This window comes from Enterobacter sp. fkY84-1, from assembly GCF_052974705.1.
This window is the reverse complement of record NZ_CP169393.1, coordinates 1,961,809-1,988,414: the sequence shown is the minus strand read 5'-3', so window position 1 is coordinate 1,988,414 and position 26,606 is coordinate 1,961,809. Positions and strand designations below refer to the sequence as shown.

The following is a 26,606-nucleotide window of genomic DNA, read 5'->3' as shown; positions in this document are numbered from 1 at the left end:
CGCAATTACCTCTTCATGATGTATTTCTCATTTTGTAAAAACTTATATGCTTGCGAATAGTCGTTGTCTAAAAGGTCGTTATATCTCGTTCTGTTTCGGTTGCCTTGTCGTCATCGGAATATTACAAGCTCTCTTTTCAAAAGTGGTTGAATGGGTTCCCTCCTTCTCGCCTCTTTTGTTCCCTACGCTCACCATTTTTTTACTCGTGTTTCACCTGTTTATTGCCTGCTTTATGGCAATGAAATACTGGTGTGATAAGCGGCGGCTCTATCTGATTGCGATCGCCTTTGCCTTTGCCGGTTCGGCACTGTTGATGGTCGGAACGCTGTCCAGCTTTCCAGCGTGGCTAGACCTCTATCAGTTCAACGTCGTGAACTACAACGATGCGATGATCTACTTTATGTTCCGCCACTTTTTAATGGCGGTGTTGTTCATCGTTGCGGCAATACTCTATCCTACGCGCGATTACCCCTTTTCACGGTTGGCGCATATCTCAATTGTGAGCGGGGCGTTTCTCTTTACCGCCTGCGTTGTGGGACTGGCCTGGATATATTCCAGTCACTCGCCCTTGTTATCCATTGACCTGGTTGATAACGAAACCCGTCAGTTTATGGTGCTCTGGAGCCAATCCATAAATATTTCTTTAATTGTCTTCTGGGTGGTTTCATTAGTAACGCTGATGTTTGTCACGCGCGTGCGCAATTTATTCTGGGTAGGCGGAAATTTCCTGTGCGTTTGCTATATCGTCACGCTCGCCATGCTGTTAGTAGGCGGACATGCTGAAGATATATCGTGGTATCGCGCCCGGCTATTTGAAACCGTCGCTACGCTGATGATTATTTTTGTACTGCTCTACGACGTCTTCATGCTGTACCGCGATTCCCATTTAAAATATCAGCAGTCATATCAAAATTCGATTCGCGATACGCTTACGCGCCTGTATAACCGCAGCTATTTTTATGAATCGTTAAACCAGGCGCTGGACATGGCGAAACCCAGCCGCCCAGTTTCGGTTATCGTCAGCGATCTCGACCGCTTCAAGCGTATCAACGATAACTATGGCCACCTTCAGGGAGACAAAGTCTTACAGTTTGTCGCCAATCTGCTGATGGATTCCGTACGCCCGCAGGACATCGCGGCTCGAATCGGCGGTGAGGAGTTTGTGCTGATGCTGGCCAACACCTCTTCAGATGCAGCCCACCAGGTGGCGGAACGCATTCGGTTGAAGCTAAGCAGCTTTGATAAAACCAGCAGCGGAGGGCAGCTACCTGAGCCGATTACCATCAGCATGGGAGTATTTACGGCGACGTCATCGTCCGTGACCGCAGAAGCGTGCGTGGAGAGTGCCGACAAGGCGATGTATGAAGCGAAGGAGACAGGCCGTAATCGAGTGGTGGTCTTTAAGTAAAAAAAGGCCTTGCTGCTGCAAGACCTTAGTGTTGATCAGTCGCGAGACTGTAGCTCATGGATGTTTTGCTCAAGGCGAGCAATGAGGCTAATGAGCATTTCCAGCTCCGCCGGTGAAACGCCTGAAAGGATTTCACCGCGCGTTTTGGTAATCACAGCTTCCATTTCAGTAATGATAGGCGCCGCTTTCTCAGTGAGTTTTATCCGCTTGGCGCGACGATCGCTGGCGCAGGTTTGTCGGGAGATCAGCCCCTTCTCTTCCAGCTGGTCAAGCGTGCGCACCAGTGACGGTTGCTCAATGCCTATCGCTTTTGCCAGTTGAATTTGCGACTGGTCGGGCGGCAGCTGATGAATGTTGTGCAGCGTGACCCAATGCGTCTGTGTCAATTCCAGAGGTTTCAGGCGATGGTCAATCAGAGCACGCCAGACGCGTACCAACCTTGCCAGATCAGAACCTAATGGCGATTCCAATTTCATCTCCTTATAATTAGCTTGCTAAGTTATTATACTGATTTTAGAATAGTGTGCAGCATTTGTAATGGCAAAACAAATGCAATACTGCATTCATCTAACTCAAAAGTATGACTTACACTGAATTGTGATGCTTCTTCATACTCAGACAAGCCAACACGGCATTCTGTTCACTGCAAAGGATCTCTGCTCGTGACCTTTTTTCATCGCTCAGAGGGTTTACCCCTCCAGGACCTGATCTTCGGTGCGTCAGTCTACTTTCCCCCTCTGTTTAAGGCCGTGCTGGTGGGCTTTATTCTCTGGCTCATCGCGCATCGCCTGCTTCGCGACTGGATGTATTCCGGCGAAATCTGGCATCCCATGCTGATGGATCTTTCCCTGTTTGCCCTCTGTGTATGCCTGGGCCTTGCTGTTCTGATCGTGTGGTGACTATGCCCCTGAAAACGCTGAAGTACTTTTCCACCCTGTTTGTTCTGGTCCTTGCGCTGGTCGCCGGATGGTGGCTCTGGAATTATTACATGCAGTCTCCCTGGACGCGTGACGGTAAGATTCGCGCTGAGCAGGTCAGCATTACCCCGCAGGTATCGGGAAGCATTACGTCGCTGCTGGTTAAGGATAACCAGTACGTTAAAAAGGGAGAGGTTTTATTCCGAATCGACGACACCCCGTACCACATCGCGATTCTGAATGCCCAGGCGCAGCTGGCAAAAGCCCAGTCTGATCTGGCAAAGGCCAACAACGAGGCCAACCGCCGCCGTCACCTGTCGCAAAACTACATCTCCGCGGAAGATTTAGACACCGCCAACCTCAACGTTAAGGCGATGCAGGCGAGCGTCAACGTGGCTGAGGCGACGCTGAAGCAGGCGCAGTGGGAGCTGACCCAAACCGTGATTACCGCCCCTGTCGATGGATGGGTGACCAACCTTTCCGCCCGCGTGGGTAACTATGCCACCACGGGACAGCCCGTTTTCGCCCTGGTCGACAGCCACTCCTTCTACGTAGTGGGCTACTTCGAAGAGACCAAGCTTCGGCATATTCGCGAGGGATCGCCAGCAGCGATTACGCTGTACAGCGGCTCGCAAAGGTTACAGGGTCACGTCTCCAGCATTGGTCGCGCCATTTACGATCAAAGCGTTGAAACAGATTCCGGCCTGGTGCCGGATATCAAGCCGAACGTCCCCTGGGTGCGTCTCGCTCAACGCGTGCCTGTTCGCGTGGAGTTTGACCATTTACCGCAGGGCATCACGCTGGTATCCGGCACCACCTGCACTGTCTCCATCGGAACCCCTTAATGAAGCTGCAGGCGCTCTCCTGGCAAAACTCGCCGTGGATGAAAGCGACGCGTCCTCAGTGGCGCTACGCGCTGCGTAACGGCATTGCCATGTGTCTGGCGCTGACCGTCGCCTATTACCTGAACCTGGATGAGCCCTACTGGGCGATGACCTCTGCCGCAGTGGTGAGTTTTCCCACCGTTGGTGGGGTGATCAGTAAAAGCCTTGGGCGTATCGCCGGCAGCCTGCTGGGTGCCACGGCGGCGTTAATTATCGCCGGCCACACGCTGAACGACCCATGGCTGTTCCTCCTGAGCATGGCGGCATGGCTGGGATGCTGTACCTGGGCCTGCGCCCATTTCACCAACAACGTCGCCTACGCTTTCCAGCTGGCGGGCTATACCGCCGCCATTATTGCCTTCCCGGTGGTGAATGTGCTCGATACCACCGAGCTGTGGGATATTGCACAGGCGCGCGTCTGCGAAGTGATTGTCGGGATCCTCTGCGGCGGATTTATGATGATGATCCTCCCCAGCACCTCCGACGGCACCGCACTCATCACCGCCCTTAAAACCATGCATACCCGGTTGCTTGAACACGCGAGCCTGCTGTGGCAACCGGATACCAGCGATGAGATCCGTCTCGCCCATGAAAAGGTGATAGGACAGATCCTGACAATGAATCTGCTGCGTATTCAGGCGTTCTGGAGCCACTACCGCTTTCGCCGTCAGAACACCCTGCTTAACTATTTGCTGCACCAGCAGCTGCGCATGACCAGCGCCATCTCCAGCCTGCGCCGGATGCTGCTCAACTGGCCAACGCCGCCGGAAAACACGCGCGCGGTGATTGAAACGCTGCTCGCAACCCTTGCGCGCCCGGATGCAGACATCTACACGGTCGCGCGAATAATCGCCCCGCTCGCCCCGGTGGATGAATATGATTATCGCCATCGCGCCTTCTGGCAGCGTCTGAATTACTTTTGCCGACTCTACCTGCGCAGCAGCCGCTGGATTAACGCGGTAGAGAACGCCACGCCGGTCACGGAGTTCAACGTTCCCGGGAGCCCGGCTCTCGCCCGCCATACCGACTACCTGGAAGCGCTGTGGAGCGGTTTTCGCACCTTTTGCGCGCTGATGCTGGTGGGCGCGTGGAGTATCACCACGCAGTGGGAGTCCGGTACGGCGGCCCTGACGCTCGCCGCCATCAGCTGCGTGCTTTACTCCGTCGCGGCCTCGCCGTTTAACTCGCTGACGCTCCTGCTGCGCACCCTGGTGCTGCTGTCGCTGTTCAGTTTTGTGGTGAAGTTTGGCCTGATGGTGCAGATAAGCGATCTCTGGCAGTTCCTGCTGTTCCTCTTTCCGCTGTTGACCACCATGCAGCTACTCAAGCTGCAGATGCCGAAGCTGGCGGGACTGTGGGGACAGCTGATTGTCTTTATGGGCTCGTTTATCTCCGTGACGAATCCACCGGTGTACGATTACGCCGATTTTCTCAATGACAACCTGGCAAAGATCCTTGGCGTGGGGCTGGCGTGGCTGGCCTTCGCGGTGCTGCGTCCCGGCTCCGATGCCCGCAAAAGCCGCAGGCATATCCGGGAGTTACGCCGGGGGTTTGTCGATCAGCTCAGCCGCAAACCGCATCTTCGTGAGAGTGAATATGAATCGCTGGTTTATCATCACGTCAGCCAGCTCAATAACAGCCAGGACGAGCTTTCCCGGCGCTGGCTGCTGCGCTGGGGCGTGGTGCTGCTGAACTGCTCGCACGTGGTCTGGCAGCTTCGCGGGTGGGAAACGCGTTCCGACCCGCTGTCGCAGGTGCGTGACGTTTGCATCTCCCTGCTGCGCGATGTCATGAGCGAACGCGGGGTCCAGCAGCGGCCGCTGGAAGCCACGCTGAATGAACTGCAGCGGATCTGCGATACGCTTGCACGACATCATCTCCCCGCCGCCCGCGATTTGGCCTCGATAATCTGGCGGCTGCACTGCTCGCTGTCGCAGCTGGAACAGGCACCACCGCCGGGTACGATTGGGGATCAGATCACGCCGCAGGCATAACGCGCCCCGCCGCCGCCAAGCGGTTTAGGCTGATCGGACATATTGTCGCCGCCGACGTGGATCATCAGCGCTTTGCCTTTCACCTCATCCAGCTTTTTCAGCCGCGGCGCGACAACGGGATCGGTGGCTTTACCGTCGTTATTGACCACCAGCACGGGCAGATCGCCCAGATGTCCCATGCCTTCGGGGCCCTCATGCTTGCCGGAGTGCTGCGGGTCAAGGTGACCGCCTGCCGCTTCCGCAGCCGACGCTTTCCCCTCTTTTAACGCGGGCTGACAGCTTCCTTTGGCGTGAACATGAAAACCATGCTCACCGGGAGGGAGTGCTTTGAGGTTGGGAGCGAACTCCAGTCCTTTATCGGTTTCCGTGATTTTCACCGTACCGATGGACTGACCCACACCCTGAGAGGTGACGAGATTCATTTCCACTTCGTCGCTGGCTGCCTGCGCCCCTGCGCAAACAACCAGCGCGACCATTGCCAGAGCAAAACGCTTCATATGACCTCCGCTGGTTATTTTTTGCCCCTTAAGTGTATACCAGGGGCAAAGATTTCACCGGAAAGTCATCTTCTGGCGGTTTATGGCACGTCGTAACCCAGCGCAGCCTTGCGGATGCGGAACCACTGCTGGCGGGTCATCTGCAGCTCTTCAGCGGCCAGTGCAGAACGCACGCGTTCAATTTTGCCAGAACCAATAATCGGCAGCGGTTTTGACGGCAGGCGCAGGATCCAGGCGTAAACCACCTGTTCGATGCTCTCCGCGTTCAGCTCGCGGGCGATGGTGTCCAGCTCGTTGCGCAGCGGCTGGAATTCATCATCATTGAACAGGCGTCCGCCTCCCAGGCACGACCAGGCCATCGGGCGAATGCGCAGCTGCTGCAGCTGGTCGAGCGTACCGTCCAGCAGCAGCGGCTGGTGTACCGGGGAGATCTCCACCTGGTTGGTGGCCAGGGTAAACGGCAGACGAGACTGAAGCAGTGCAAACTGCGCAGGGGTAAAGTTGGAAACGCCAAAGTGACGCACTTTGCCGCTCTGATGCAGGTTCAGGAAGGCTTCTGCCACCTCATCGGCATCCATGAGCGGGTCCGGACGGTGGATTAACAGCAGGTCGATACGGTCGGTCGCCAGGTTGACCAGCGACTGCTCAGCGCTCTTGATGATATGCGCGCTGTCGGTGATGTAATGCCCAAGGGCGTGTTCCGGTTTTGCCGTGGTGGCAATCCCGCACTTCGTGACGATCTCCATGCGGTCGCGGAGTGCCGGAACCAGCTTGAGCGCCTCGCCGAATGCGGCTTCACACTGATAGCCACCGTAAATATCCGCATGGTCGACCGTGGTAACGCCCAGATCGATATGCTCTTCAATAAAGCTCGCCAGCTGGAGGGGGGACATATTCCAATCCATCAGGCGCCAGTAGCCCATCACAAAACGGGAGAATTCTGGCCCCTGGGGGGCAAGGGTAATACGCTGAACCATAACATTTTCCTCAAGGACGTGATGTCATGAGTATACGCAATTACCGTGTTAAAAAAGTGAAGGTTGCTGGGGTTCTTCGGTCTCACCGGCTTTGTTTGCGCGTATTTTGCGCAGAAGACGCTGACGGCAGAGGCGTAACACCTCCTGCTTTTGCGTGTCGCTAAAGTTTTGCCAGTTAAAACGCTCATCGCGGGTACGCATGCACCCGCGGCAATATCCGCGTTCATCCACCTGACAAATCCCCCGGCACGGGCTCTGGATGGGGAAAAACTCCAGCTGCTCTGCCACACTCACCTCCTGATAACCACTCTCACCTACAGTGAAGACGCTAAACGCGCCACGTGCAAGGCCTATACCACAGATTTGTGGCATTAAGGTTTCACTAATCTTCCTTCTTTATACTCGGCCCATCATGACAATGACAGGTTTACCGATCGATGTGGTTAATCAAAAAGTTACAATGTAACGACATTAAATTTACTCTGGGCTGTGCACTCTTTTTTACGTTGATTAATGGGCTGTTTATCCAGCGCAGCTGGGCCATTATTGCCCCTGCGCACCTGCACGACATCCTCTTTGCCGCGTCCGTACCGCTGGTGCTGTTTTGCGGCTGGGTGATTGTCTTTAGCCTGCTGAATATCCCCTATATCCGTAAGCCGCTGCTGATCGTCTTAACGGTCGGATGCGCCGCGGCCACCTACTTTATGTACACCTACGGCGCGGTGATCGATCAGAACATGATTGTGAACGTGTTCGAAACCAACTCTCAGGAAGCGACAGCCCTGGTGACCCCGCAGATGATTCTGTGGATTGTTATCGCAGGCCTCGTTCCCTCCGTGGTGCTGGCGTTGACCCGCATTCGTACCGGGAAATGGTGGTATGCCCTGCTGACGCGCGTCGCCGCGATGCTCGGTGCCCTGCTGGTGATTATCCTGATTGCGGCGCTGTTTTATAAAGATTACGCGTCGCTGTTTCGCAACAACAAAAGCATCGTCAAAATGGTGACCCCGGCCAACTATGTCAGCGCCGTGGTGAAGTACAGCAAAATGCGCTGGTTTGCAGGCGATCAAACGCTGGTGCGGATTGGCGAAGATGCCCATAAAGGACCGTTGATTACCGGCCAGCAAAAGAAAACCGTTCTGGTGCTGGTCGTTGGGGAAGCCTCTCGCGCGGCGAACTACTCCCTGAATGGTTACAATCGTGAAACGAACCCGGAGCTGAAAAAGCAGGATGTGATTAACTTCCCGCAGGCCTCCTCTTGCGGCACCGAAACCGCCGTTTCCGTTCCGTGCATGTTCTCGGGCATGACGCGCAGCAAATACGATGCCGACCTGGCTCACCATCAGGAAGGTCTGCTCGATGTGCTGAAGCATGCGGGGATCAACCTGCTCTGGCGCGACAACGACGGCGGCTGTAAAGGCGCCTGCGATCGCGTGCCGCATACCGATATGACGCAGTGGAATCTGGATCAGTTCTGCAAAGACAAATCCTGTATTGATGATGTGAATTTCTACCGTCTGGACAACGTGCTGGATGGTCTGAAGCAGGACACGGTGCTGGTTATCCACCTGATGGGGAGCCACGGTCCGGCATACTATCGCCGTTACCCGGACAATTTCCGTAAATTCACCCCAACCTGTGACACCAATGAAATTCAGGATTGCGACCATCAGGCGCTGATGAATACCTATGATAACACCATCCTGTATACCGACAGCATGGTCAGCAAAACCATTGATGCGCTGAAAGCGCGCCAGGCAAGCATGAACACCGCCCTGATTTATCTCTCGGATCACGGTGAGTCACTGGGTGAAAGCGGCATTTATCTGCACGGTACGCCGTACATGCTGGCACCGGAGCAGCAAACGCACATTCCGTTTATGTTTTGGCTGTCACCGGACTACGCGAAAAACTTTGGCATCAATGAACAGTGTTTACGCGACCACGCTGCAAAAAATGCGGTTTCCCAGGACAATTTGTTCTCGACCGTACTGGGTATGATGGACGTGAAATCAAACGTTTATCAACAGCAGCTGGATATTCTGAGCGCATGTCGGCAATAAACTCGCTTGCATTAGACCGAACGGTCTATTAGAGTGCGGCCATGAGCAGAAATACTGAACACGATACCCGCGAACATCTCCTGGCAACCGGCGAGCGTCTTTGCATGCATCGCGGGTTTACCGGTATGGGGTTGAGCGAGTTATTAAAAACCGCTGAGGTACCGAAGGGGTCGTTTTATCACTACTTCCGGTCCAAAGAAGCCTTTGGCGTGGCAATGCTGGAGCGTCATTACGCGGGCTACCACCAGCGTCTGGCGACCCACTTTGCGTCGGGTGAAGGAAACTATCGGGATCGTGTTCTGAACTACTATCAGGAAACGCTGAACCAGTTCTGTCAGCAGGGCATTATCAGCGGATGCCTGACGGTCAAGCTGTCTGCCGAGGTGTGCGATCTTTCCGAAGATATGCGCTCGGCGATGGATAAGGGTGCCCGCGGCGTGATCGCCCTGCTGGCCCAGGCGCTGGAAAAAGGCCGCGACGAAAAAACGCTGGCCTTTACCGGCGACCCCTTAATGCAGTCTCAGGTGCTCTATTCCCTGTGGTTAGGGGCCAACCTGCAGGCAAAAATTTCGCGCAGTGCCTTGCCGCTCGAAAGCGCGCTGGCACATGTGAAAAACAGCATTACTGCGCCTGGCGTATAACGGGCGCTTTTTATTTACTTTATTACTAGTCGACTGGTCTACTCAGGAGTCTTTATGTCAGCTGAAAAACTGTTTACCCCATTGAAAGTGGGTGCCGTCACGGCGCCAAACCGCGTGTTCATGGCTCCGCTGACCCGTCTGCGCAGCATTGAGCCGGGTGACATCCCAACCCCGCTGATGGGCGAATACTACCGTCAACGCGCAAGCTCTGGCCTGATCATCACGGAAGCCACGCAGATCTCTGCTCAGGCGAAGGGTTACGCCGGTGCGCCGGGCCTCCATAGCCCGGAGCAGATCGCGGCATGGCAGAAAATCACCGCGGGCGTTCACGCTGAAGAGGGCCGCATTGCGGTTCAGCTGTGGCACACCGGTCGTATCTCTCACAGCAGCATCCAGCCTGGCGGTCAGGCACCGGTCTCCGCGTCGGCCCTGAGCGCCAATACCCGTACGTCCCTGCGCGATGAAAACGGCAATGCGATCCGCGTGGATACCTCTATGCCGCGCGCGCTGGAGCTGGACGAAATCCCGGGGATTGTTAACGACTTCCGTCAGGCCGTGGCCAACGCCCGTGAAGCCGGCTTTGACCTGATTGAGCTGCACTCCGCGCATGGCTATCTGCTGCACCAGTTCCTGTCACCGTCGTCAAACCATCGCACCGATCAGTACGGCGGCAGCGTCGAAAACCGCGCCCGTCTGGTGCTGGAAGTGGTGGATGCGGTATGCAAGGAGTGGAGCCCGGACCGTATCGGGATCCGCGTCTCCCCAATCGGGTCTTTCCAGAACGTCGACAACGGCCCGAACGAGGAAGCGGACGCGCTCTATCTGATTGAAGAGCTGGCCAAACGCGGTATTGCCTATCTGCACATGTCCGAGCCTGACTGGGCTGGCGGTAAGCCTTACACTGAAGCCTTCCGCCAGAAAGTGCGCGAGCGCTTCCACGGCGTGATCATCGGTGCAGGCGCCTATACCCCAGAGAAAGCCGAAGACCTGATCGGCAAAGGGCTGATTGATGCCGTCGCGTTTGGCCGCGACTACATCGCCAACCCGGATCTGGTTGCCCGTCTGCAGAAAAAAGCGGCGCTGAACCCGCAGCGTCCGGAAAGCTTCTACGGCGGCGGCGCGGAAGGCTACACCGACTACCCTTCTCTGTAATCTCGCCATTGTTCATTGATAGCGGCGACACTTCGCCGCTATACTAAAACATCGTTTCTGTTCAAAAAGCTTTTTTATTCCATTGGTTAATGAGGAAATTATGCGCCTACTTCACACCATGCTGCGCGTTGGCGACCTGCAACGTTCAATCGATTTCTACACTAACGTCCTGGGCATGAAGCTGCTGCGCACCAGCGAAAACCCGGAATACAAATACTCGCTGGCGTTCGTGGGTTACGGCCCGGAAACGGATGAAGCGGTGATTGAGCTGACCTACAACTGGGGCGTTGACAGCTATGAGCTGGGCACGGCCTACGGCCATATCGCGCTGGAAGTAGACAACGCAGCCGACGCGTGCGAACGCATTCGCAAAAATGGCGGTAACGTTACGCGCGAAGCGGGCCCGGTAAAAGGCGGCACCACCGTGATTGCGTTTGTGGAAGATCCGGACGGTTACAAAATCGAGCTGATTGAAGCCAAAGACGCCGGCCGCGGTCTGGGCAACTGATCCCTCAGGGCGCAACGTGCGCCCGTAGTTTTACTGCATCACCCCGCAAAATTTGCCATAATGCGCTCTGCTTTTTCCCCATGTAAGAGACCCTGATGTCCGATAACGCTCAATTTAGCGGTCTGTGCGACCGTTTTCGTGGTTTTTATCCCGTTGTCATTGATGTAGAAACAGCCGGATTTAACGCTAAAACCGATGCGCTGCTCGAAATTGCCGCCATCACGCTGAAGATGGATGAACAGGGCTGGCTTACACCGGACACCACGCTGCATTTCCACGTTGAACCTTTCGAAGGGGCAAACTTACAGCCGGAAGCGCTGGCGTTTAACGGTATCGATCCGCATAACCCGCTGCGCGGTGCCGTCAGTGAATATGATGCGCTGCACGCCATTTTTAAAATGGTGCGCAAAGGCATGAAGGAGAGCAACTGCAGCCGCGCCATTATGGTGGCTCATAACGCCACCTTCGATCACAGCTTTACCATGGCCGCCGCCGAGCGGGCCGCGCTCAAGCGCAACCCCTTCCACCCGTTTGTGACCTTCGATACCGCCGCGCTGAGCGGCCTGGCGCTGGGACAAACGGTGTTATCAAAGGCCTGTATTACGGCTGGCATTCCGTTCGATGGCACGCAGGCGCACTCCGCGCTGTATGACACGGAGCGTACCGCAGAGCTGTTCTGTGAGATCGTCAACCGTTGGAAGCGTCTGGGTGGCTGGCCGCTGCCGATGGATGATGAGGCCGAGCGCCAATAGTAGGTCGGGTAAGCACAGCGCCACCCGACAAAAAAAAAGCGACCACATAGCAGGTCGCTTTTTTATTTCCGCAGAAAGTTACTCTGCGTCCGGCTCTTCCGTTTTGTACTTCGCCGCGGTTTCTTTGATCAGCTGCTGCAGTTCGCCGCGCTGATACATTTCAATCAGGATATCGCAGCCGCCAACCAGTTCACCGTCTACCCACAGCTGTGGGAAGGTCGGCCAGTTCGCGTACTTAGGCAGCTCAGCGCGGATGTCCGGGTTCTGCAGGATATCAACGTAAGCAAAACGCTCACCACAGGCAGACAGCGCCTGAACCGCTTGCGCGGAGAAGCCGCAGCTTGGCAGCTTTGGAGAACCTTTCATATACAGCAGAATCGGGTTTTCAGCGATCTGGCGCTGGATTTTTTCAATAGTGGTGCTCATGTCTTGCTTCCTTTAACTTCTGTTACGGCATTCGTCTGACATTGTAGCGGTTCAGACTGGCATCGGAAAATAACATTTTTGTCACGTATAGACATTCTACTCCGAGTGATGAAAAGTTGCATTGCAAATGGTGTTTACCCCTGCGTGAGTCAGGGTTTTGCTTAGGGAATGGGCAAATGTACGACAGAACGATGAATTTTTTTGCACTTGCTAACGAAACAGGATCGTAGATTGAAAAATGGTATTAACTTTCTGGCTTTTTATGGATTAGAATCGACGGGCTTTGTAAATCACACGCGGGTATTATTGATGACCTGCATTTATCAGGGGACTGCCCAGTGGCGCGGATAACTAAAATCTCGATCACGCTCTGTGCTTTACTGTTTACTTCACTCACCTTCACGCCAGTGGCAAACGCCTCTCAGCAGGCGCGGCATTCTGCTGTACAAAAAAACCATCTGGTGAAAGCCACAGAACGTAAGAAAAAAACCACCGCTAAGAACGACAAGAAAAAGACAACCACACAGACTAAAAAAACCGCTTCCAGCAAGACGAAAACCACCTCTTCCCGCACTGCCCACACCGCCAAAAGTAAAGCTTCGCAAACCGCCGCTAACCTCGTGACTGAAAAATGCATCGCGCGTAAAGGCCATAAGGCGAAATGCACCAAGGTCACAAAAATAGCGGAAGTGCATAAAGTGCGCGTCCAGAAAGCGCAAAAAACCGCAATGAACAAGCTGATGGGGCAGATTGGCAAACCGTATCACTGGGGCGGGACTTCGCCACGTACCGGTTTTGACTGCAGCGGCCTCGTCTATTACGCCTATAAAGATCTGGTCAAGTTCCGCATTCCGCGCACCGCCAACGAGATGTACCACCTGCGCGACGCGTCCCCGGTCAACCGAGGAGAGCTGGAGAACGGCGATCTGGTCTTCTTCCGCACGCAGGGTCGCGGGACGGCTGACCACGTTGGCGTCTATGTCGGCAACGGAAAATTCATCCAGTCACCGCGTAGTGGCCAGGATATTCAGATCACCTCGCTCAGTGAAGACTACTGGGTGCGCCATTACGTCGGCGCGCGTCGCGTGATGACGCCGAAAACCATTCGCTAACCCCTACCCTGCCACACCCGTGGCAGGGTAAGTTCCTCTTTTGCATACTCTTTCAATTTGCTATCCTGTCCTTGTTGTCTGTGTGGTTATTGGCAACACAAAATACAATAAGGAGAGAAGCAATGTCGTTCGAATTACCTGCACTACCGTATGCAAAAGACGCCCTGGCCCCGCACATTTCTGCGGAAACCCTGGAATATCACTACGGCAAGCATCACCAGACGTACGTCACCAACCTCAATAACCTGATCAAGGGCACCGATTTTGAAGGCAAAACGCTGGAAGAGATCGTGCGCAGTTCTGAGGGTGGCGTATTCAACAACGCCGCTCAGGTGTGGAACCACACCTTCTACTGGCACTGCCTGGCGCCAAACGCCGGTGGCGAACCTGTCGGTGAACTGGCTACCGCCATCAACGCCGCCTTTGGCAGCTTCGCGGAATTCAAAGCGAAGTTCACCGATGCCGCCATCAAGAACTTCGGTTCAGGCTGGACGTGGCTGGTGAAAGAGGCGGATGGCAAACTGGCTATCGTGTCTACCTCTAACGCAGGCACCCCGCTGACCACCAGCGCGAAGCCGCTGATGACCGTGGACGTATGGGAACACGCTTACTACATCGATTACCGCAACGCGCGCCCTAACTACCTGGAGCACTTCTGGGCACTGGTTAACTGGGACTTTGTGGCGAAGAACTTCGCCGCGTAAGAGACACGCAGAAGGGCTCGCCCTTCTGCGTTTTTGGTTTATTCCGCAGCGCAGGCTGCTTCTGGCTGTTTACGACCCGACATCATCACCAGCAGCAGACCGAGCGCGGCAATAATCGCCCCCATCACCGGCACAAAACTGTACCCCAGCCCACCGGAAATCACGGCCCCACCGGCCGCCGCACCGAGCGCATTGCCCAGGTTAAAGGCGCCAATATTGACCGAGGATGAGAGGCCCGGCGCTTCATGCGCGACACGCATCACGCGCATCTGCAGCGGTGGCACCACCGCGAACGTTGCAGCCCCCCAGACAACCATTGCGATCGCGGCACCAAACTCGTTACGCGCCAGCCACGGAATGGCGATCATGATAACAATCAGCAGGGTTAAGAAGCCCTTCAGCGTTCCGCTCACGGAACGGTCGGCAAATTTCCCGCCTAGATAGTTGCCAATCGAGAAGCCCACGCCAATCAGCACCAGCATCGCGGTCACAAAGAGAGGCGTTGCGTGGGTGATATCGTGCAACACCGGTGAAATATAGGTGTAGAGGGTAAACATCGCCCCTGCCCCCAGCACGGTGGTCAGCAGCGCGGAGAGCACCTGCGGGCGCATCAGCACCGCCAGCTCCTTACGCACTTCCGGACGTTCTCCGGCGCTGCCCTTTGGCAGGGAGAAGAACAAGGCCACCATCGCGACCACGCCCAGTCCGGCCGTCGCCAGGAAGGACATCCGCCAGCCAATGACCTCGCCCAGCCAGGTTGCCGCAGGAACGCCGCCGATGTTAGCGATGGTCAGGCCCATAAACATGGTGGCTACGGCGCTGGCCTGCTTGTGTTTCGGCACCACGCTTGCCGCCACAACCGACCCCAGCCCAAAGAACGCGCCGTGGTTAAGGCTGGTCAGAATACGCGAAAGCATCAACGTGGTGTAGTCCGGCGAAATGGCCGAAAGCACGTTGCCGAGGGTGAAAATCGCCATCAGGAAAATCAGCGCATTGCGGCGCGCGCGGTGTGAAAGAAGAAGCGTCATCAGCGGCGCCCCCACCATCACGCCAATGGCGTAGGCGCTGATTAACATGCCGGCCGCAGGGATCGAGACGTCCACGCCGCGGGCGATAACGGGCAGTAACCCCATCGGGGAAAATTCAGTGGTGCCAATCCCAAAAGCGCCAATCGCCAGGGCCAGCAGGGGAAAATTGATTTTCATGCGTCAACTCCGGATGCCGTGTCATGTGGTGACACAGAACAAAGAAGCGGAAAGCATGACATCAATCACAAAAAATGAGAAGTTAACAAAATGGCAAAAGATTTTTGCCTTAGGAGTAACAATCGGGGGGAGCGGGAGGGAGAAGGCTCTCCCTCCGCGTAAATCAGTGCAGCGCGGCCGTCAGACCCGCCGCGACAATCAGAGCCAGCACAACCACGGTGGTGAACAGCGAAAACTTCAGATCGGAACTCATCAATTTTTCTCCTTTTAATCCCCCCACGAAAAGTGAGCCTGCTCATTTTTGCATAATTTACGTCAAAAATCTTCCTGGATTTAGGCTGATAAACACTTTACCTCTTCCCCTTTTCATCAAGATAGGACAAAATTCCACGCTAAATTTATTAGCGTACCGGCCATTGACCCCCTCCTGACGTCCCGTGTCGTTTTCCCGGCGTGCCGCAATTCAAGATTGCGTGATAAGGGTGAGAGAAGGCAAACGTTTACCTTCAAGTTTTTCAGGAGTTTAGGATATGGTCTGGAGTGACATTTAATGGCAACAATTAAAGACGTAGCAAAACGCGCAAACGTTTCCACTACAACCGTATCACATGTAATTAACAAAACCCGCTTTGTGGCGGAAGAGACGCGCAACGCCGTCTGGGCAGCAATCAAAGAGCTGCACTATTCGCCAAGTGCGGTTGCGCGCAGCCTCAAGGTTAATCACACCAAATCCATTGGATTGCTGGCGACCAGCAGTGAAGCGGCCTATTTTGCCGAGATCATAGAAGCGGTAGAGAAGAACTGCTTCCAGAAAGGCTATACCCTGATTCTGGGCAACGCGTGGAACAGCATAGAAAAACAGCGCGCCTACCTGTCGATGATGGCGCAAAAGCGCGTCGATGGCCTGCTGGTCATGTGTTCCGAGTACCCGGAATCCGTGCTGTCGATGCTGGAAGAGTATCGCCATATCCCCATGGTGGTCATGGACTGGGGTGAAGCGCGCGCGGACTTCACCGACTCCGTCATCGACAACGCCTTCGAAGGCGGTTACATGGCGGGTCGTTACCTGATCGAACGCGGTCACCGCGAGATTGGCGTGATCCCCGGTCCGCTGGAGCGTAACACCGGCGCGGGCCGTCTGGCCGGTTTTATGAAAGCGATGGAAGAAGCGCTCATCACCGTGCCGGAAAACTGGATCGTGCAGGGCGACTTTGAGCCGGAATCAGGCTACCGCGCGATGCAGCAGATCGTTTCCCAGCAGCACCGCCCGACCGCCGTTTTCTGCGGTGGTGACATCATGGCCATGGGCGCACTCTGCGCCGCCGATGAGCTGGGTCTGCGCGTACCGCAGGATATTTCCGTGATCGGGTATGACAACGTGCGTAACGCGCGCTTTTTCACCCCGGCGCTGACAACCATTCACCAGCCAAAAGATTCGCTGGGCGAAACGGCCTTCAATATGCTGTTGGACAGGATCGTCAACAAGCGCGAAGAGTCGCAGTCCATTGAAGTTCACCCGCGCCTGATTGAACGCCGTTCCGTTGCGGACGGTCCGTTCCGCGACTACCGTCGTTAATCCCTTGACGGGGCCAGCTACGCTGGCTCCCGTAACCATTCCCGGTTTAGGGTTTCGCTGTCCCCCAGATAATCCAGCAGCCAGGCCATGGCGGGCGAGACATCATTTTGTTGCCAGGTCAGGCAGCAGGCCGCGTCCGGGAAAGGATTCTCCAGCGTCAGTTCAACCCATTCTCCGGTATCGATGCGCGGACGCGCAAAATGAGCGGGCACCATCGCGACGCACAGCCCGGCGCTGAGGCACGTCGCCGATGATTCCCAGTCAGGAGCCACCACCCGCCGCTGGTTATCCAGAAGCCAGGTGATACGCTTGGGCAATGAACGGGACGTATCCTCCAGCACCAGCGACGGCCAGTTGCGCAGCGTATCGTCGCTCAGCGGACCTTCCATCGCTGCCAGAGGATGATCGCTGGCCACCACGCATTTCCAGCTCAGCATACCCATGTCGCGAAAGGCGTAACGTCCCCCGACCGGGATCGCCTGCGTCGCGCCAATCGCCATCTCCGCCCTGCCGTCCGCCAGCGCATCCCAGACGCCGTTGAACACCTCCTGCGAGACCCGTAGCTCGACGTCAGAGAAATGACGATAGAAATCCACGATCATTTGTCGGGTGCGTTCCGGCTTCACGATGTTATCTACCGCGATGGCGAGATGCCCCCGCCAGCCGTTGGCGATCTGCTGACACTGTTCGCGGGTGATCTGCATTTTTTTGATAACAGAACGCCCTTCTTTCAAAAACCATGCTCCGGCGGGCGTTAATTCCACGTCGCGATGCCGCCGTTCAAACAGCGGAACCGCCAGCCACTCCTCAAGCTGACGCACCGTGTAGCTGATGGCCGAAGGGACGCGGTGCAACTCCTGCGCTGCACCGCTAAAGCTGCCGTTACGCGCAACAGCATCGACCACTTCAAGCGAATAATCTGACCACATTTTCTGCCTGCAAAAAATTTGAATGCACCCGCCAAATATTAGCGTTTCACAAGCCGCTTTGCACTCCCTACACTCTGCGCCAACGTACACCTGCCTCCTCAGGAGAATAAAAGAATGCAACCCAGGAAAGGATTTTTAGTCTGGCTCGGCGGCTTAAGCGTGCTGGGCTTTTTGGCCACCGACATGTACCTGCCCGCGTTTGCCGCGATGCAGGAAGACCTGCAAACCCCTGCCGCGGCCATCAGCGCCAGCCTGAGCCTGTTCCTTGCCGGTTTTGCTTTCGCCCAACTGCTCTGGGGACCCCTCTCGGATCGCTTCGGCCGTAAACCGGTACTGCTGCTGGGTCTGGCCATTTTTGCCGTGGGCTGCCTGGGGATGCTGTGGGTGCGCGATGCTACCTGGCTGCTGGTACTGCGCTTCGTTCAGGCCGTGGGCGTCTGTGCCGCGGCGGTGACCTGGCAGGCGCTGGTGACCGACTACTACCCGGCTAACCGCACAAACCGTATTTTCGCCACCATTATGCCGCTGGTGGGCCTCTCCCCTGCCCTGGCTCCGCTGCTGGGCAGCTGGATCCTCGCGCACTTTGACTGGCAGGCCATTTTTGCCACGCTGTTTGCCATCACGCTGGTGCTGATGCTGCCGGCGTTTGCCCTTAAGCCCGCGCATAAAAAAGAGGCGCATGCCGACGCGACGCCGATTACCTTCACCTCCCTTCTGAGCGCCAAAGCGTATCGCGGGAATGTCCTGATTTATGCCGCCTGTTCGGCCAGCTTCTTCGCGTGGCTCACCGGCTCGCCGTTTATTCTGCACGATATGGGCTACAGCCCGGCGGCCATCGGTCTGAGCTATGTTCCGCAGACCATCGCGTTCCTGGTGGGCGGGTACGGCTGCCGCGCGGCGCTGCAAAAATGGGAAGGTCAGCAGATGCTGCCATGGCTGCTGGTGCTCTATGCGCTGAGCGTCATCGGTACCTGGGCCGTCGGGTTTATTCCGGGCGCGGGTCTGGCTGAAATTTTGGTCCCCTTCTGCGTGATGGCCGTGGCAAACGGAGCGATTTATCCGATCGTGGTGGCACAAGCGTTACGTCCGTTCCCGCAGGCGACTGGCCGCGCCGCCGCGCTGCAAAATACCCTGCAGCTGGGTCTGTGCTTCCTCGCAAGTCTGGTGGTCTCGGCGCTGATTGCCACGCCGCTGTTGACCACCACCAGCGTGATGCTGTTCACCGTAGCGCTGGCGGTATTGGGTTTCCGCATGCAGGCGTCCGCGCAGCGCGAGCAGGATAACGGCGCGCAGGTGGAAACTTCGCATGCCTGATTGCGCCTGAAATCATGTTACATTTCAGTGATTAGGTTGCTAACAATTTTCTATTGAATCACCAAATTTTGAGGCCTATACTAAATTTGGTTCGATTAAATACGATAAATATTAAGTGTTAACGGGAGCCGGAGTGCTCCCGTTTTACCATGGAAGGCATTTCGGCAAGGGTTATCTCCCTTCCTCTGTTCTACGTCGGATACTAGCCTCGCGGTATTTACCGTGAGATTTCTCACAAACCAAAAAAAGCGTCTACGCTGTTTGAAGGTTCTGATCACATCAGGGTGATGGAGAAGCTATGAGTTCATCGTGTATAGAAGAAGTCAGCGTTCCGGACGACAACTGGTCCCGGATCGTCAGTGAACTGTTAGGTCGAGCAGGCATCACTATCAACGGATCTTCGCCATCCGATCCCCAGGTAAAACATCCCGACTTTTTTAAACGCGTGTTGCGGGAAGGATCGTTAGGCCTGGGAGAAAGTTATATGGACGGCTGGTGGGAGTGCGAACGTCTGGATATCTTTTTTGCCAGCGTGTTGCGCGCCGGTCTGGAAAATCAACTCCCCCGCAATCTGAAAGACACCCTGCGTGTCGCCTCTGCCCGACTGTTTAACTTGCAAAGTAAAAAACGCGCCTGGATCGTCGGCAAAGAACATTACGATCTCGGCAACGACCTGTTCAGCCGCATGCTGGACCCTTTCATGCAATACTCTTGCGCCTACTGGAAAGACGCGTCGACGCTTGAGGAAGCACAGCAGGCCAAGCTGCGCCTGATCAGCGAGAAGCTGCAGCTACAGCCCGGCATGCGCGTGCTGGATATCGGCTGCGGCTGGGGCGGGCTGGCGTATTTTATGGCGAAGCACTACGGCGTCAGCGTGGTCGGCGTGACGATCTCAGCGGAACAGCAAAAAATGGCGCGGGAGCGCTGTCAGGGTCTTGATGTGGATATCCGGCTGCAGGACTACCGTGACCTGAACGAGCAGTTCGACCGGATCGTTTCCGTCGGCATGTTCGAGCACGTGGGGCCAAAAAACTACGACACCTACTTTGAGGTGGTGGATCGTAATTTGAAACAGGACGGCCTCTTCCTGCTGCACACCATCGGCTCTAAGCGGACCGATAACAACGTTGACCCGTGGATCAATAAATACATCTTTCCGAATGGTTGTTTACCGTCCGTTCGCCAGATTGCCAACGCCAGTGAATCCCATTTCGTGATGGAAGACTGGCATAACTTTGGCGCGGACTACGACACCACCTTAATGGCGTGGCATGAACGTTTCCAGAAAGCCTGGCCCGAGATTGCGGACAACTATTCAGAACGATTTAAACGGATGTTTAGCTATTATCTGAATGCCTGCGCGGGGGCGTTTCGCGCACGGGATATTCAGCTCTGGCAGGTGGTATTCAGCCGGGGGATTGAACACGGACTGCGTGTCGCACGCTAAAAAAATAACCCCGGATAGCCGGGGTTATTTTTTATTCTTCTTCTGCGGTCTTTATTATTGCGGCTTCTTTTGCTGCCAGCACGCGCTCCACCGTATCAACCACGGCCTGGGTTTGCGGATCGATTTCGATATTCACGCGATGCCCCAGTTTTTTCGCGCCCAGCGTGGTGCGCTGCAGCGTTTCAGGAATTAAATGCACGCAAAAACGCGTTGGCGTCACTTCTCCCACCGTCAGGCTAATCCCGTCAATGCCAATAAATCCTTTATAGAGGATGTATTTCATTAATGACGGGTCCTGCATTTTAAACCAGATTTGACGGTTATTTTCCGAGGTCACGATTTTCGCCACTTCGGCAGTGGTCATGATGTGCCCCGACATCAGGTGACCGCCAATCTCATCGCTGAACTTCGCCGCGCGCTCAACGTTGACGGTATCGCCTACCACCAGCTCGCCCAGGTTAGTGATCCGCAGCGTCTCTTTCATTAAATCAAAGCTAATCTGGTTGCCGTTAATTTCGGTCACGGTCAGGCAGCAGCCGTTATGGGCAATCGAGGCGCCGGTTTCGATGCCCTCAAGCATATATTCCGGCAGCTCAACAACATGAGTACGGAAATTAGGTTTTTCATCAATGGACACCACTTTGGCAGTGCCCTGCACAATACCAGTAAACATGCTTACAACTCCTGTTTTTTCCGAACGGTGATGACACCGTTTAATCCCTCCACAATAACAGTTGGAAAAACAGGTTGCCAGCGGAGCGCATTTTCTGGCGATTTTTTCACTAGATAAATAGCTAAAGCCCGCTACAATAGCTGGCACCCCCCTGCATTTTCTTCTTGCTGCCCGTTTCGGCGGCTTTTTTAGTCTCTCATATAACTACAAAATAAAGGTGTTCACGTGCAGAAGTACATGAATGAAGCGCGCCAGTTATTGGCACTGGCTATACCCGTGATCGTCGCGCAGGTGGCCCAGACCGCAATGGGATTTGTGGATACGGTAATGGCAGGTGGCTACAGCGCCACCGACATGGCGGCCGTGGCTATCGGCACGTCAATCTGGCTTCCGGCCATCCTGTTCGGTCACGGTCTGCTGCTCGCGCTCACGCCTGTTATCGCTCAGCTCAATGGCTCGGGGCGCCGCGAGCGCATTGCCCATCAGGTCCGCCAGGGTTTCTGGCTGGCCGGGTTTGTCTCTGTGCTGATCATGGTCGTGCTCTGGAACGCGGGCCATATCATTCGCGCTATGCATAACATTGACCCGGCCCTGGCGGACAAAGCCGTGGGCTATCTGCGCGCCCTGCTCTGGGGGGCGCCTGGATATCTCTTCTTCCAGGTGGCGCGTAACCAGTGTGAAGGTCTGGCGAAAACCAAGCCCGGCATGGTGATGGGCTTTATCGGGTTGCTGGTCAACATTCCCGTTAACTATGTTTTTATTTACGGTCATTTCGGGATGCCGGAGCTGGGCGGTGTCGGCTGCGGCGTGGCGACGGCCGCCGTTTACTGGGTCATGTTCTTCTCAATGCTTACCTTCGTGAAGCGCGCCCGCTCCATGCGCGATATTCGTAACGAGAACAGATTCAGCACGCCGGACTGGAACATCATGACGCGCCTGGTGCAGTTAGGGTTGCCGATTGCCCTTGCGCTGTTCTTTGAGGTGACCCTGTTTGCCGTGGTCGCCCTGCTGGTCTCCCCGCTGGGCATTGTGAACGTCGCCGGGCATCAGATTGCGCTCAACTTCAGCTCCCTGATGTTTGTCCTGCCGATGTCGCTGGCCGCAGCAGTGACGATTCGCGTGGGCTTCCGCCTGGGGCAAGGCTCGACGCTCGATGCGCAAACCGCCGCGCGCACCGGACTGGGCGTCGGCGTCTGCATGGCCATTTGCACGGCGCTTTTTACCGTGGCGCTGCGCGAGCAGATTGCCTTGCTCTACAACGACAATCCGGAAGTCGTCGCGCTGGCCTCGCACCTGATGTTGCTGGCCGCGATTTACCAGATTTCGGACTCCATCCAGGTGATTGGCAGCGGGGTGCTGCGCGGCTATAAAGACACGCGTTCCATTTTCTTTATCACCTTCATCGCCTACTGGGTGCTGGGTCTGCCGTGTGGGTATATTCTGGCTCTGACCGACCTGGTGGTTGACCGCATGGGACCGGCGGGGTTCTGGATGGGCTTTATCATCGGCCTGACGTCGGCGGCAATTATGATGATGTTGCGCATGCGCTTCCTGCAGCGCCAGCCATCAACGATCATTTTGCAACGCGCTGCACGTTAAATACGCAGCAGCCGCCGCCCGGCGGCTACTTTCTCTTCACTTTGCGCGGTAATACAGCAATCGCGTGAAATCAGAGAGAAAATTGCATTTTCCCTCTTGCCACCTCGGTGCTGTGCCGCTAATATTCGTCCCCGTTGTCACCGACAACACGTTGCGTTCATAGCTCAGTTGGTTAGAGCACCACCTTGACATGGTGGGGGTCGTTGGTTCGAGTCCAATTGAACGCACCATTCTGCGTCCGTAGCTCAGTTGGTTAGAGCACCACCTTGACATGGTGGGGGTCGGTGGTTCGAGTCCACTCGGACGCACCATTTCAGTCCTGAAATGGTGCAAATTCTCTTCAGTTATCCTGAATTTTCTTAATCCCTTATTTTCATCATTATTCTCCTGCTACGCTTTTCCTATGGAAAGAAACACAGGAAACGTGTTGATGAAGAAGATCGCGATTATCGGCTCCGGCCCCACGGGAATTTACACCTTTTATCATCTGCTTAATAACAATACCCCACTCTCCGTTTCCGTCTTTGAACAGGCCGATGAAGCTGGCGTGGGCATGCCCTATAACGACGACGATAATTCCCGGCTGATGCTGGCGAACATTGCGAGCATTGAAATCCCGCCCATTTTTATGACCTACCTCGACTGGCTTAAGGAGCAAAGCGACGACCATCTGGCGCGCTTTAAAGTTGATAAAGCCAGCCTGCACGATCGGCAGTTCCTGCCCAGGCTCCTGTTGGGAGAGTATTTTCGCGACAGCTTTCGTTCAATCGTAAAAGAGGCGAAAAAGCTGGGGTTCCAGGTTGAGGTCCATGAATCTGCGAAGGTCACCGACATCAACCCTTCGACAACCGGCGTGACGATTTCGGTCAATGACCGCACATTAGCGGATAAATTCGACCTGGCGGTTATTGCCACCGGCCACGTCTGGCCAGAGGAGGATGAAGCCACGCGCACGTTCTTCCCAAGCCCGTGGTCCGGCCTGATGGACGCCCGCATTCCCCCTTGCCGCGTGGGCATTATGGGCACCTCATTGAGCGGTCTGGACGCGGCTATGGCGGTGGTGATGCAGCACGGCGAGTTTCGTGACGGTAAATTCATCCTCGACAGCGGCAGCGAAGGGTTAAACATTACGCTGATGTCACGGACGGGCATTCTCCCGGAAGCCGATTTTTACTGCCCCATCCCTTATGAACCGCTGTCGGTATTGACCGAATTCGTAGTGGAAAGCGAGATAGCCAAAGGACCGGATGGCCTGCTTGACCGAGTCTTTGCCCTGATGGCGAAAGAGCTTGAACTCGCCGACCCGGCGTGGTGCGAGAAAATGTCTCTGCATACGCTGAATGCGGACACCATTCGTGAGGCCTGGTTTGAGGATCGTAAGCGCCACGGGCCCTTTACCTGGGCGGAAGAGAATCTCAACGAGGTTGAACGCAATAAACGCGAACGGCGCACCGTGGCCTGGCGCTATACCGTCCTTCGACTGCATGAGGTGGTTCAGGAGATTGTGCCCCACCTCAACGAAGAGGACAGAGAGCGCTTTAAGCAAGGCCTCGCCCGCGTGTTTATCGACAACTATGCCGCCATCCCGCCGCAGTCTATCCGCAGGCTGCTTGCGCTTCGCGAGGCCGGCATCATTAGCGTGGCGGCGCTCGGCGATGATTACACGCTTGATGCCGGCAGCGATCGGACAGTCATCACCACACAAGAGACCGTTTATCGTTTCGACGTCTTTATTGATGCGCGCGGGCAAAAGCCGCTTAAAACAAACGATCTGCCTTTCCCATCGCTGCGCGGACAGCTTGAGGAGACGGGCGATGAGATCCCCGACATCGGCGAGGATTACACGTTAAAAGCGCCAGAAACGGTTCGTGGGCGCATCGCCTTCGGCGCAATACCGTGGCTGATGCACGATCGTCCCTTCGTTCAGGGGCTGGCAGAGTGTGCGGAGATTGCAGAAGCGATGGCGAAGGCGGCTGAAAAACCGGCCTCAGGTATACGGCGTCGGTTACCGTACGTGGAGAACTGACAGGGCTTCCATGCCCTGCAACGCGAGATTATTCGAAGAACACTTCCGGGTTTTCCGACAGCGAGACGAAGCTTTTCGTCGCTTTATCCAGGGCGAGAATTTTGCCGCTTTCAATGTCGTATACCCATCCGTGCAGGCGAAGCGAGTTATTACGCAGGCCCACCGCGACGGACGGGTGGGTCTTGATGTTGCTGAGCTGCGCAAAGACGTTTTCCTGCACCATCGCATTCACTTTATCGATCGGCTTATCCCAGCTTTTCTTCTCTACCACGGCTTTTGCCGCGTCGGAATAGCGCAGCCAGTGCGATACAGCAGGCATCGGCTCCAGGTTCGCGTTATCGGCAATCGCCTTCATCGCGCCGCAGTTGGAGTGGCCGCAGATCACGATGTCGGTCACGCCCAGCGCCACTACCGCGTACTCGATAGTGGCAGAGACGCCGCCTGGCTCCGGCCCGAACGGTGGAACAATGTTGCCAGCATTACGAATAACAAAGAGTTGTCCCGGCTCTTGCTGGGTGACCAGTTCAGGGACCAGACGGCTGTCGGAGCAGGAGATAAACAGCGCTTTGGGATTCTGGCTGGACGCTAAACTGCGAAAGAGCTCTTTACGTTGCGGGAAAATCTCTTTTTGAAAGCTGAGAAAACCTTCAATGATATGTTGCATAGCAATTTCTCTTTTATCTGTTTTCGTTTAGGCATGATCGAGATCACACTCGCAAAGTTTACCCACCGTGCTTCACTTGAGACAAGCAATATATTTCTGGCCCGACCGCTGCACGATGTCATCGGCGTTTGCCGGAATGTTCTGCCCTTCGAACGCGCCGTAAAGACGGGCGAACGATTTTCCCGCCAGGCGCCGGGTAACGTCCTCAACCGTACGGGCAGGCAGCGGAAGCATATTCGGGTAGCTCCACATGAACGACACGGCCTCTTTCCCTGGGGTCACCTGCAAAATGTCTCCCGCCAGTAAAACGCCCTCGCCCTCCTGCCAGTGCAGTACCGTTCCGCCCGCAAAATGCCCGCCGAGACGCAGCAGCGTAACCGACGGTACTATCTCCAGCGCATCGCCATCCCAGAAATGAATCGCCGGGCTGTCGCGCATCACCCATTCGCTATCGCTCACGTGCAGATAGACCGGCGCGTCGAAAGCCGCGGCCCACTCCTGCATCGTGGTGTAATAGTGCGGATGCGAAATCGCAATCGCGCGAAGTCCGCCGAGTGCGGCGATGAGCGTTTGGGTTGCAGGATCAAGGTTGGCGATGCAGTCCCAGAGAATGTTACCGTGGGGAGTACGCAGGAGCAGTGCCCGCTGGTTAATGGCAAAAGCGGGTACCGTCTTGATACTGAATAACTGCGGCTCCAGCTGCTGCCATTTGTTGGCGTGTGTCGCCGTTACCGTCGCGTACTCGATCCACGCCTGGCCGCTGGCCGGAACATACTGACGTTCATCCTCGCAAATGGCACATCTCTCCGGCGTTCCCTCATAGGAAGTACCGCAGGTTCTACAGAGTGTAATCATGAGCGCTCCTCAGTGATAAAGCACTGAGTATGGCAGGGATTATCCTTATGTGCTGCGAGGTACATTGCTGGCGTTTTTTACCCTATACTGTGCCAGTATCAAAAACCGAACAGAGCAGGTGCAAGATGGAAATTGATCTCGATAACTTAGTTTTTAACGGTCTGGATGAAGCGGAAGAGCGTAACGCAGAACGTCTGGACGATGCGGATAAAAAAGCGCAGGCGATTATTGCCGACGACGACTGCGGCGACGCCTGCAAGATCTGATAAAAAAGCACCGGAAA

The 26,606-nt window shown here is 55.6% G+C and carries 28 protein-coding genes and 2 tRNA genes; 19 read left to right on the top strand and 11 right to left on the bottom strand.

Annotated elements, in window-relative coordinates:
• Positions 1-46: 46 nt before the first annotated feature.
• On the top strand, positions 47-1,408 hold the full coding sequence (locus tag ACEPLT_RS09495) for an MASE4 domain-containing protein (RefSeq protein WP_447088370.1): 1,362 nt from the start codon (positions 47-49) through the stop codon (positions 1,406-1,408).
• Between the two features lie 35 nt (positions 1,409-1,443).
• On the opposite strand, the gene slyA is transcribed toward ACEPLT_RS09495, so the two are convergent.
• On the bottom strand, positions 1,444-1,884 hold the full coding sequence (slyA, locus tag ACEPLT_RS09490) for a transcriptional regulator SlyA (protein WP_021241135.1): 441 nt from the start codon (positions 1,882-1,884) through the stop codon (positions 1,444-1,446).
• A gap of 186 nt (positions 1,885-2,070) precedes the next feature.
• Between slyA and ACEPLT_RS09485 the strand changes: the two genes are divergently transcribed.
• From ACEPLT_RS09485 to ACEPLT_RS09475, 3 genes are read left to right on the top strand one after another with little or no spacing between them, the layout of a single operon-like run.
• Entirely contained in the window at positions 2,071-2,307 is a 237-nt protein-coding gene (locus ACEPLT_RS09485; protein WP_008500581.1) for a DUF1656 domain-containing protein, read from the top strand.
• A gap of 2 nt (positions 2,308-2,309) precedes the next feature.
• On the top strand, positions 2,310-3,170 hold the full coding sequence (locus ACEPLT_RS09480) for an efflux RND transporter periplasmic adaptor subunit (protein WP_023292627.1): 861 nt from the start codon (positions 2,310-2,312) through the stop codon (positions 3,168-3,170).
• Positions 3,170-5,203, top strand: a complete 2,034-nt coding sequence (locus ACEPLT_RS09475; protein WP_063616306.1) for an FUSC family protein — start codon at positions 3,170-3,172, stop codon at positions 5,201-5,203. Before ACEPLT_RS09480 ends, ACEPLT_RS09475 begins: the two co-directional genes overlap by 1 nt.
• Here the strand turns inward: ACEPLT_RS09475 and sodC are convergent.
• The 3 genes from sodC to ACEPLT_RS09460 all read right to left on the bottom strand — a co-directional run bounded on the left by sodC (position 5,182) and on the right by ACEPLT_RS09460 (position 6,965).
• Positions 5,182-5,700 carry a superoxide dismutase [Cu-Zn] SodC gene (gene sodC / locus ACEPLT_RS09470; protein WP_023343972.1) on the bottom strand — a complete coding sequence of 173 codons (519 nt, stop codon included), beginning with the start codon at positions 5,698-5,700 and terminating at the stop codon, positions 5,182-5,184. The two genes, ACEPLT_RS09475 and sodC, sit on opposite strands and share 22 nt — an antisense overlap.
• 80 nt (positions 5,701-5,780) lie before the next feature.
• Positions 5,781-6,677, bottom strand: coding sequence for an aldo/keto reductase (locus ACEPLT_RS09465; RefSeq protein ID WP_021241132.1), 897 nt, complete (start codon positions 6,675-6,677; stop codon positions 5,781-5,783).
• A 48-nt stretch (positions 6,678-6,725) separates the two neighbouring features.
• Positions 6,726-6,965: a DUF1289 domain-containing protein gene (locus tag ACEPLT_RS09460; protein WP_008500587.1), complete on the bottom strand. Its 240-nt coding sequence runs from the start codon at positions 6,963-6,965 to the stop codon at positions 6,726-6,728.
• Between the two features lie 149 nt (positions 6,966-7,114).
• Here ACEPLT_RS09460 and eptA point away from each other — a divergent pair, with 149 nt between their 5' ends.
• From eptA to rnt, 5 genes are all read left to right on the top strand, one after another.
• Positions 7,115-8,740 carry a phosphoethanolamine transferase EptA gene (eptA, locus tag ACEPLT_RS09455; protein WP_032674626.1) on the top strand — a complete coding sequence of 542 codons (1,626 nt, stop codon included), beginning with the start codon at positions 7,115-7,117 and terminating at the stop codon, positions 8,738-8,740.
• A 41-nt stretch (positions 8,741-8,781) separates the two neighbouring features.
• Positions 8,782-9,381 (top strand): TetR/AcrR family transcriptional regulator, encoded by a 600-nt coding sequence (locus ACEPLT_RS09450; protein WP_021241130.1) that lies wholly within the window; start codon positions 8,782-8,784, stop codon positions 9,379-9,381.
• 54 nt (positions 9,382-9,435) lie between these two features.
• Positions 9,436-10,533 (top strand): alkene reductase, encoded by a 1,098-nt coding sequence (gene nemA, locus ACEPLT_RS09445; RefSeq protein ID WP_008500590.1) that lies wholly within the window; start codon positions 9,436-9,438, stop codon positions 10,531-10,533.
• Between the two features lie 100 nt (positions 10,534-10,633).
• A complete protein-coding gene (gloA, locus tag ACEPLT_RS09440; RefSeq protein WP_008500591.1) occupies positions 10,634-11,041 on the top strand; it encodes a lactoylglutathione lyase in 408 nt (135 codons plus the stop codon).
• A gap of 95 nt (positions 11,042-11,136) precedes the next feature.
• Positions 11,137-11,793: a ribonuclease T gene (rnt, locus tag ACEPLT_RS09435; RefSeq protein ID WP_032674625.1), complete on the top strand. Its 657-nt coding sequence runs from the start codon at positions 11,137-11,139 to the stop codon at positions 11,791-11,793.
• Positions 11,794-11,871: 78 nt separating this feature from the next.
• On the opposite strand, the gene grxD is transcribed toward rnt, so the two are convergent.
• Complete coding sequence (gene grxD, locus ACEPLT_RS09430; RefSeq protein ID WP_003832760.1) at positions 11,872-12,219, bottom strand: monothiol glutaredoxin 4; 348 nt, start codon at positions 12,217-12,219, stop codon at positions 11,872-11,874.
• A gap of 338 nt (positions 12,220-12,557) precedes the next feature.
• On the opposite strand from grxD, the gene ACEPLT_RS09425 reads away from it, so the two are divergent.
• Complete coding sequence (locus ACEPLT_RS09425) at positions 12,558-13,331, top strand: C40 family peptidase (RefSeq protein WP_023343969.1); 774 nt, start codon at positions 12,558-12,560, stop codon at positions 13,329-13,331.
• 122 nt (positions 13,332-13,453) lie between these two features.
• Complete coding sequence (sodB, locus tag ACEPLT_RS09420) at positions 13,454-14,035, top strand: superoxide dismutase [Fe] (RefSeq protein WP_023292633.1); 582 nt, start codon at positions 13,454-13,456, stop codon at positions 14,033-14,035.
• A gap of 38 nt (positions 14,036-14,073) precedes the next feature.
• Here sodB and ACEPLT_RS09415 read toward each other — a convergent pair whose 3' ends face one another.
• Together ACEPLT_RS09415 and cydH are read right to left on the bottom strand one after the other, a co-directional pair.
• Complete coding sequence (locus ACEPLT_RS09415; RefSeq protein WP_021241126.1) at positions 14,074-15,240, bottom strand: MFS transporter; 1,167 nt, start codon at positions 15,238-15,240, stop codon at positions 14,074-14,076.
• 163 nt (positions 15,241-15,403) lie between these two features.
• Positions 15,404-15,493 (bottom strand): cytochrome bd-I oxidase subunit CydH, encoded by a 90-nt coding sequence (gene cydH, locus ACEPLT_RS09410; protein WP_008500596.1) that lies wholly within the window; start codon positions 15,491-15,493, stop codon positions 15,404-15,406.
• 297 nt (positions 15,494-15,790) lie between these two features.
• On the opposite strand from cydH, the gene purR reads away from it, so the two are divergent.
• Positions 15,791-16,816 carry an HTH-type transcriptional repressor PurR gene (gene purR / locus ACEPLT_RS09405; RefSeq protein ID WP_014883552.1) on the top strand — a complete coding sequence of 342 codons (1,026 nt, stop codon included), beginning with the start codon at positions 15,791-15,793 and terminating at the stop codon, positions 16,814-16,816.
• A 17-nt stretch (positions 16,817-16,833) separates the two neighbouring features.
• Here purR and punR read toward each other — a convergent pair whose 3' ends face one another.
• Positions 16,834-17,745 (bottom strand): DNA-binding transcriptional activator PunR, encoded by a 912-nt coding sequence (gene punR / locus ACEPLT_RS09400; RefSeq protein WP_008500598.1) that lies wholly within the window; start codon positions 17,743-17,745, stop codon positions 16,834-16,836.
• A gap of 114 nt (positions 17,746-17,859) precedes the next feature.
• Between punR and punC the strand changes: the two genes are divergently transcribed.
• A complete protein-coding gene (gene punC, locus ACEPLT_RS09395; RefSeq protein ID WP_023343967.1) occupies positions 17,860-19,059 on the top strand; it encodes a purine nucleoside transporter PunC in 1,200 nt (399 codons plus the stop codon).
• A gap of 298 nt (positions 19,060-19,357) precedes the next feature.
• Positions 19,358-20,506, top strand: coding sequence for a cyclopropane fatty acyl phospholipid synthase (cfa, locus tag ACEPLT_RS09390; RefSeq protein ID WP_023327201.1), 1,149 nt, complete (start codon positions 19,358-19,360; stop codon positions 20,504-20,506).
• Positions 20,507-20,537: 31 nt separating this feature from the next.
• On the opposite strand, the gene ACEPLT_RS09385 is transcribed toward cfa, so the two are convergent.
• Complete coding sequence (locus tag ACEPLT_RS09385; protein ID WP_008500602.1) at positions 20,538-21,179, bottom strand: riboflavin synthase; 642 nt, start codon at positions 21,177-21,179, stop codon at positions 20,538-20,540.
• 225 nt (positions 21,180-21,404) lie between these two features.
• Between ACEPLT_RS09385 and mdtK the strand changes: the two genes are divergently transcribed.
• From mdtK to ACEPLT_RS09365, 4 genes are all read left to right on the top strand, one after another.
• Positions 21,405-22,778, top strand: coding sequence for an MdtK family multidrug efflux MATE transporter (mdtK, locus tag ACEPLT_RS09380; protein ID WP_021241123.1), 1,374 nt, complete (start codon positions 21,405-21,407; stop codon positions 22,776-22,778).
• Between the two features lie 153 nt (positions 22,779-22,931).
• A tRNA-Val gene (locus tag ACEPLT_RS09375) sits at positions 22,932-23,008 on the top strand.
• 4 nt (positions 23,009-23,012) lie between these two features.
• Positions 23,013-23,089, top strand: a tRNA-Val gene (locus ACEPLT_RS09370).
• A gap of 119 nt (positions 23,090-23,208) precedes the next feature.
• The gene (locus ACEPLT_RS09365) at positions 23,209-24,804 is read left to right on the top strand and encodes an FAD-NAD(P)-binding protein (protein WP_248213816.1); all 1,596 of its coding nucleotides are present in this window, start codon (positions 23,209-23,211) and stop codon (positions 24,802-24,804) included.
• Positions 24,805-24,832: 28 nt separating this feature from the next.
• Here ACEPLT_RS09365 and ACEPLT_RS09360 read toward each other — a convergent pair whose 3' ends face one another.
• Both ACEPLT_RS09360 and ACEPLT_RS09355 read right to left on the bottom strand, forming a co-directional pair.
• Positions 24,833-25,468 (bottom strand): carbonic anhydrase, encoded by a 636-nt coding sequence (locus tag ACEPLT_RS09360; RefSeq protein WP_008500605.1) that lies wholly within the window; start codon positions 25,466-25,468, stop codon positions 24,833-24,835.
• 72 nt (positions 25,469-25,540) lie between these two features.
• Positions 25,541-26,323 (bottom strand): MBL fold metallo-hydrolase, encoded by a 783-nt coding sequence (locus tag ACEPLT_RS09355; RefSeq protein WP_032674620.1) that lies wholly within the window; start codon positions 26,321-26,323, stop codon positions 25,541-25,543.
• A 125-nt stretch (positions 26,324-26,448) separates the two neighbouring features.
• Here ACEPLT_RS09355 and ACEPLT_RS09350 point away from each other — a divergent pair, with 125 nt between their 5' ends.
• Positions 26,449-26,589, top strand: coding sequence for a hypothetical protein (locus tag ACEPLT_RS09350; protein WP_008500607.1), 141 nt, complete (start codon positions 26,449-26,451; stop codon positions 26,587-26,589).
• Positions 26,590-26,606 lie beyond the last annotated feature (17 nt).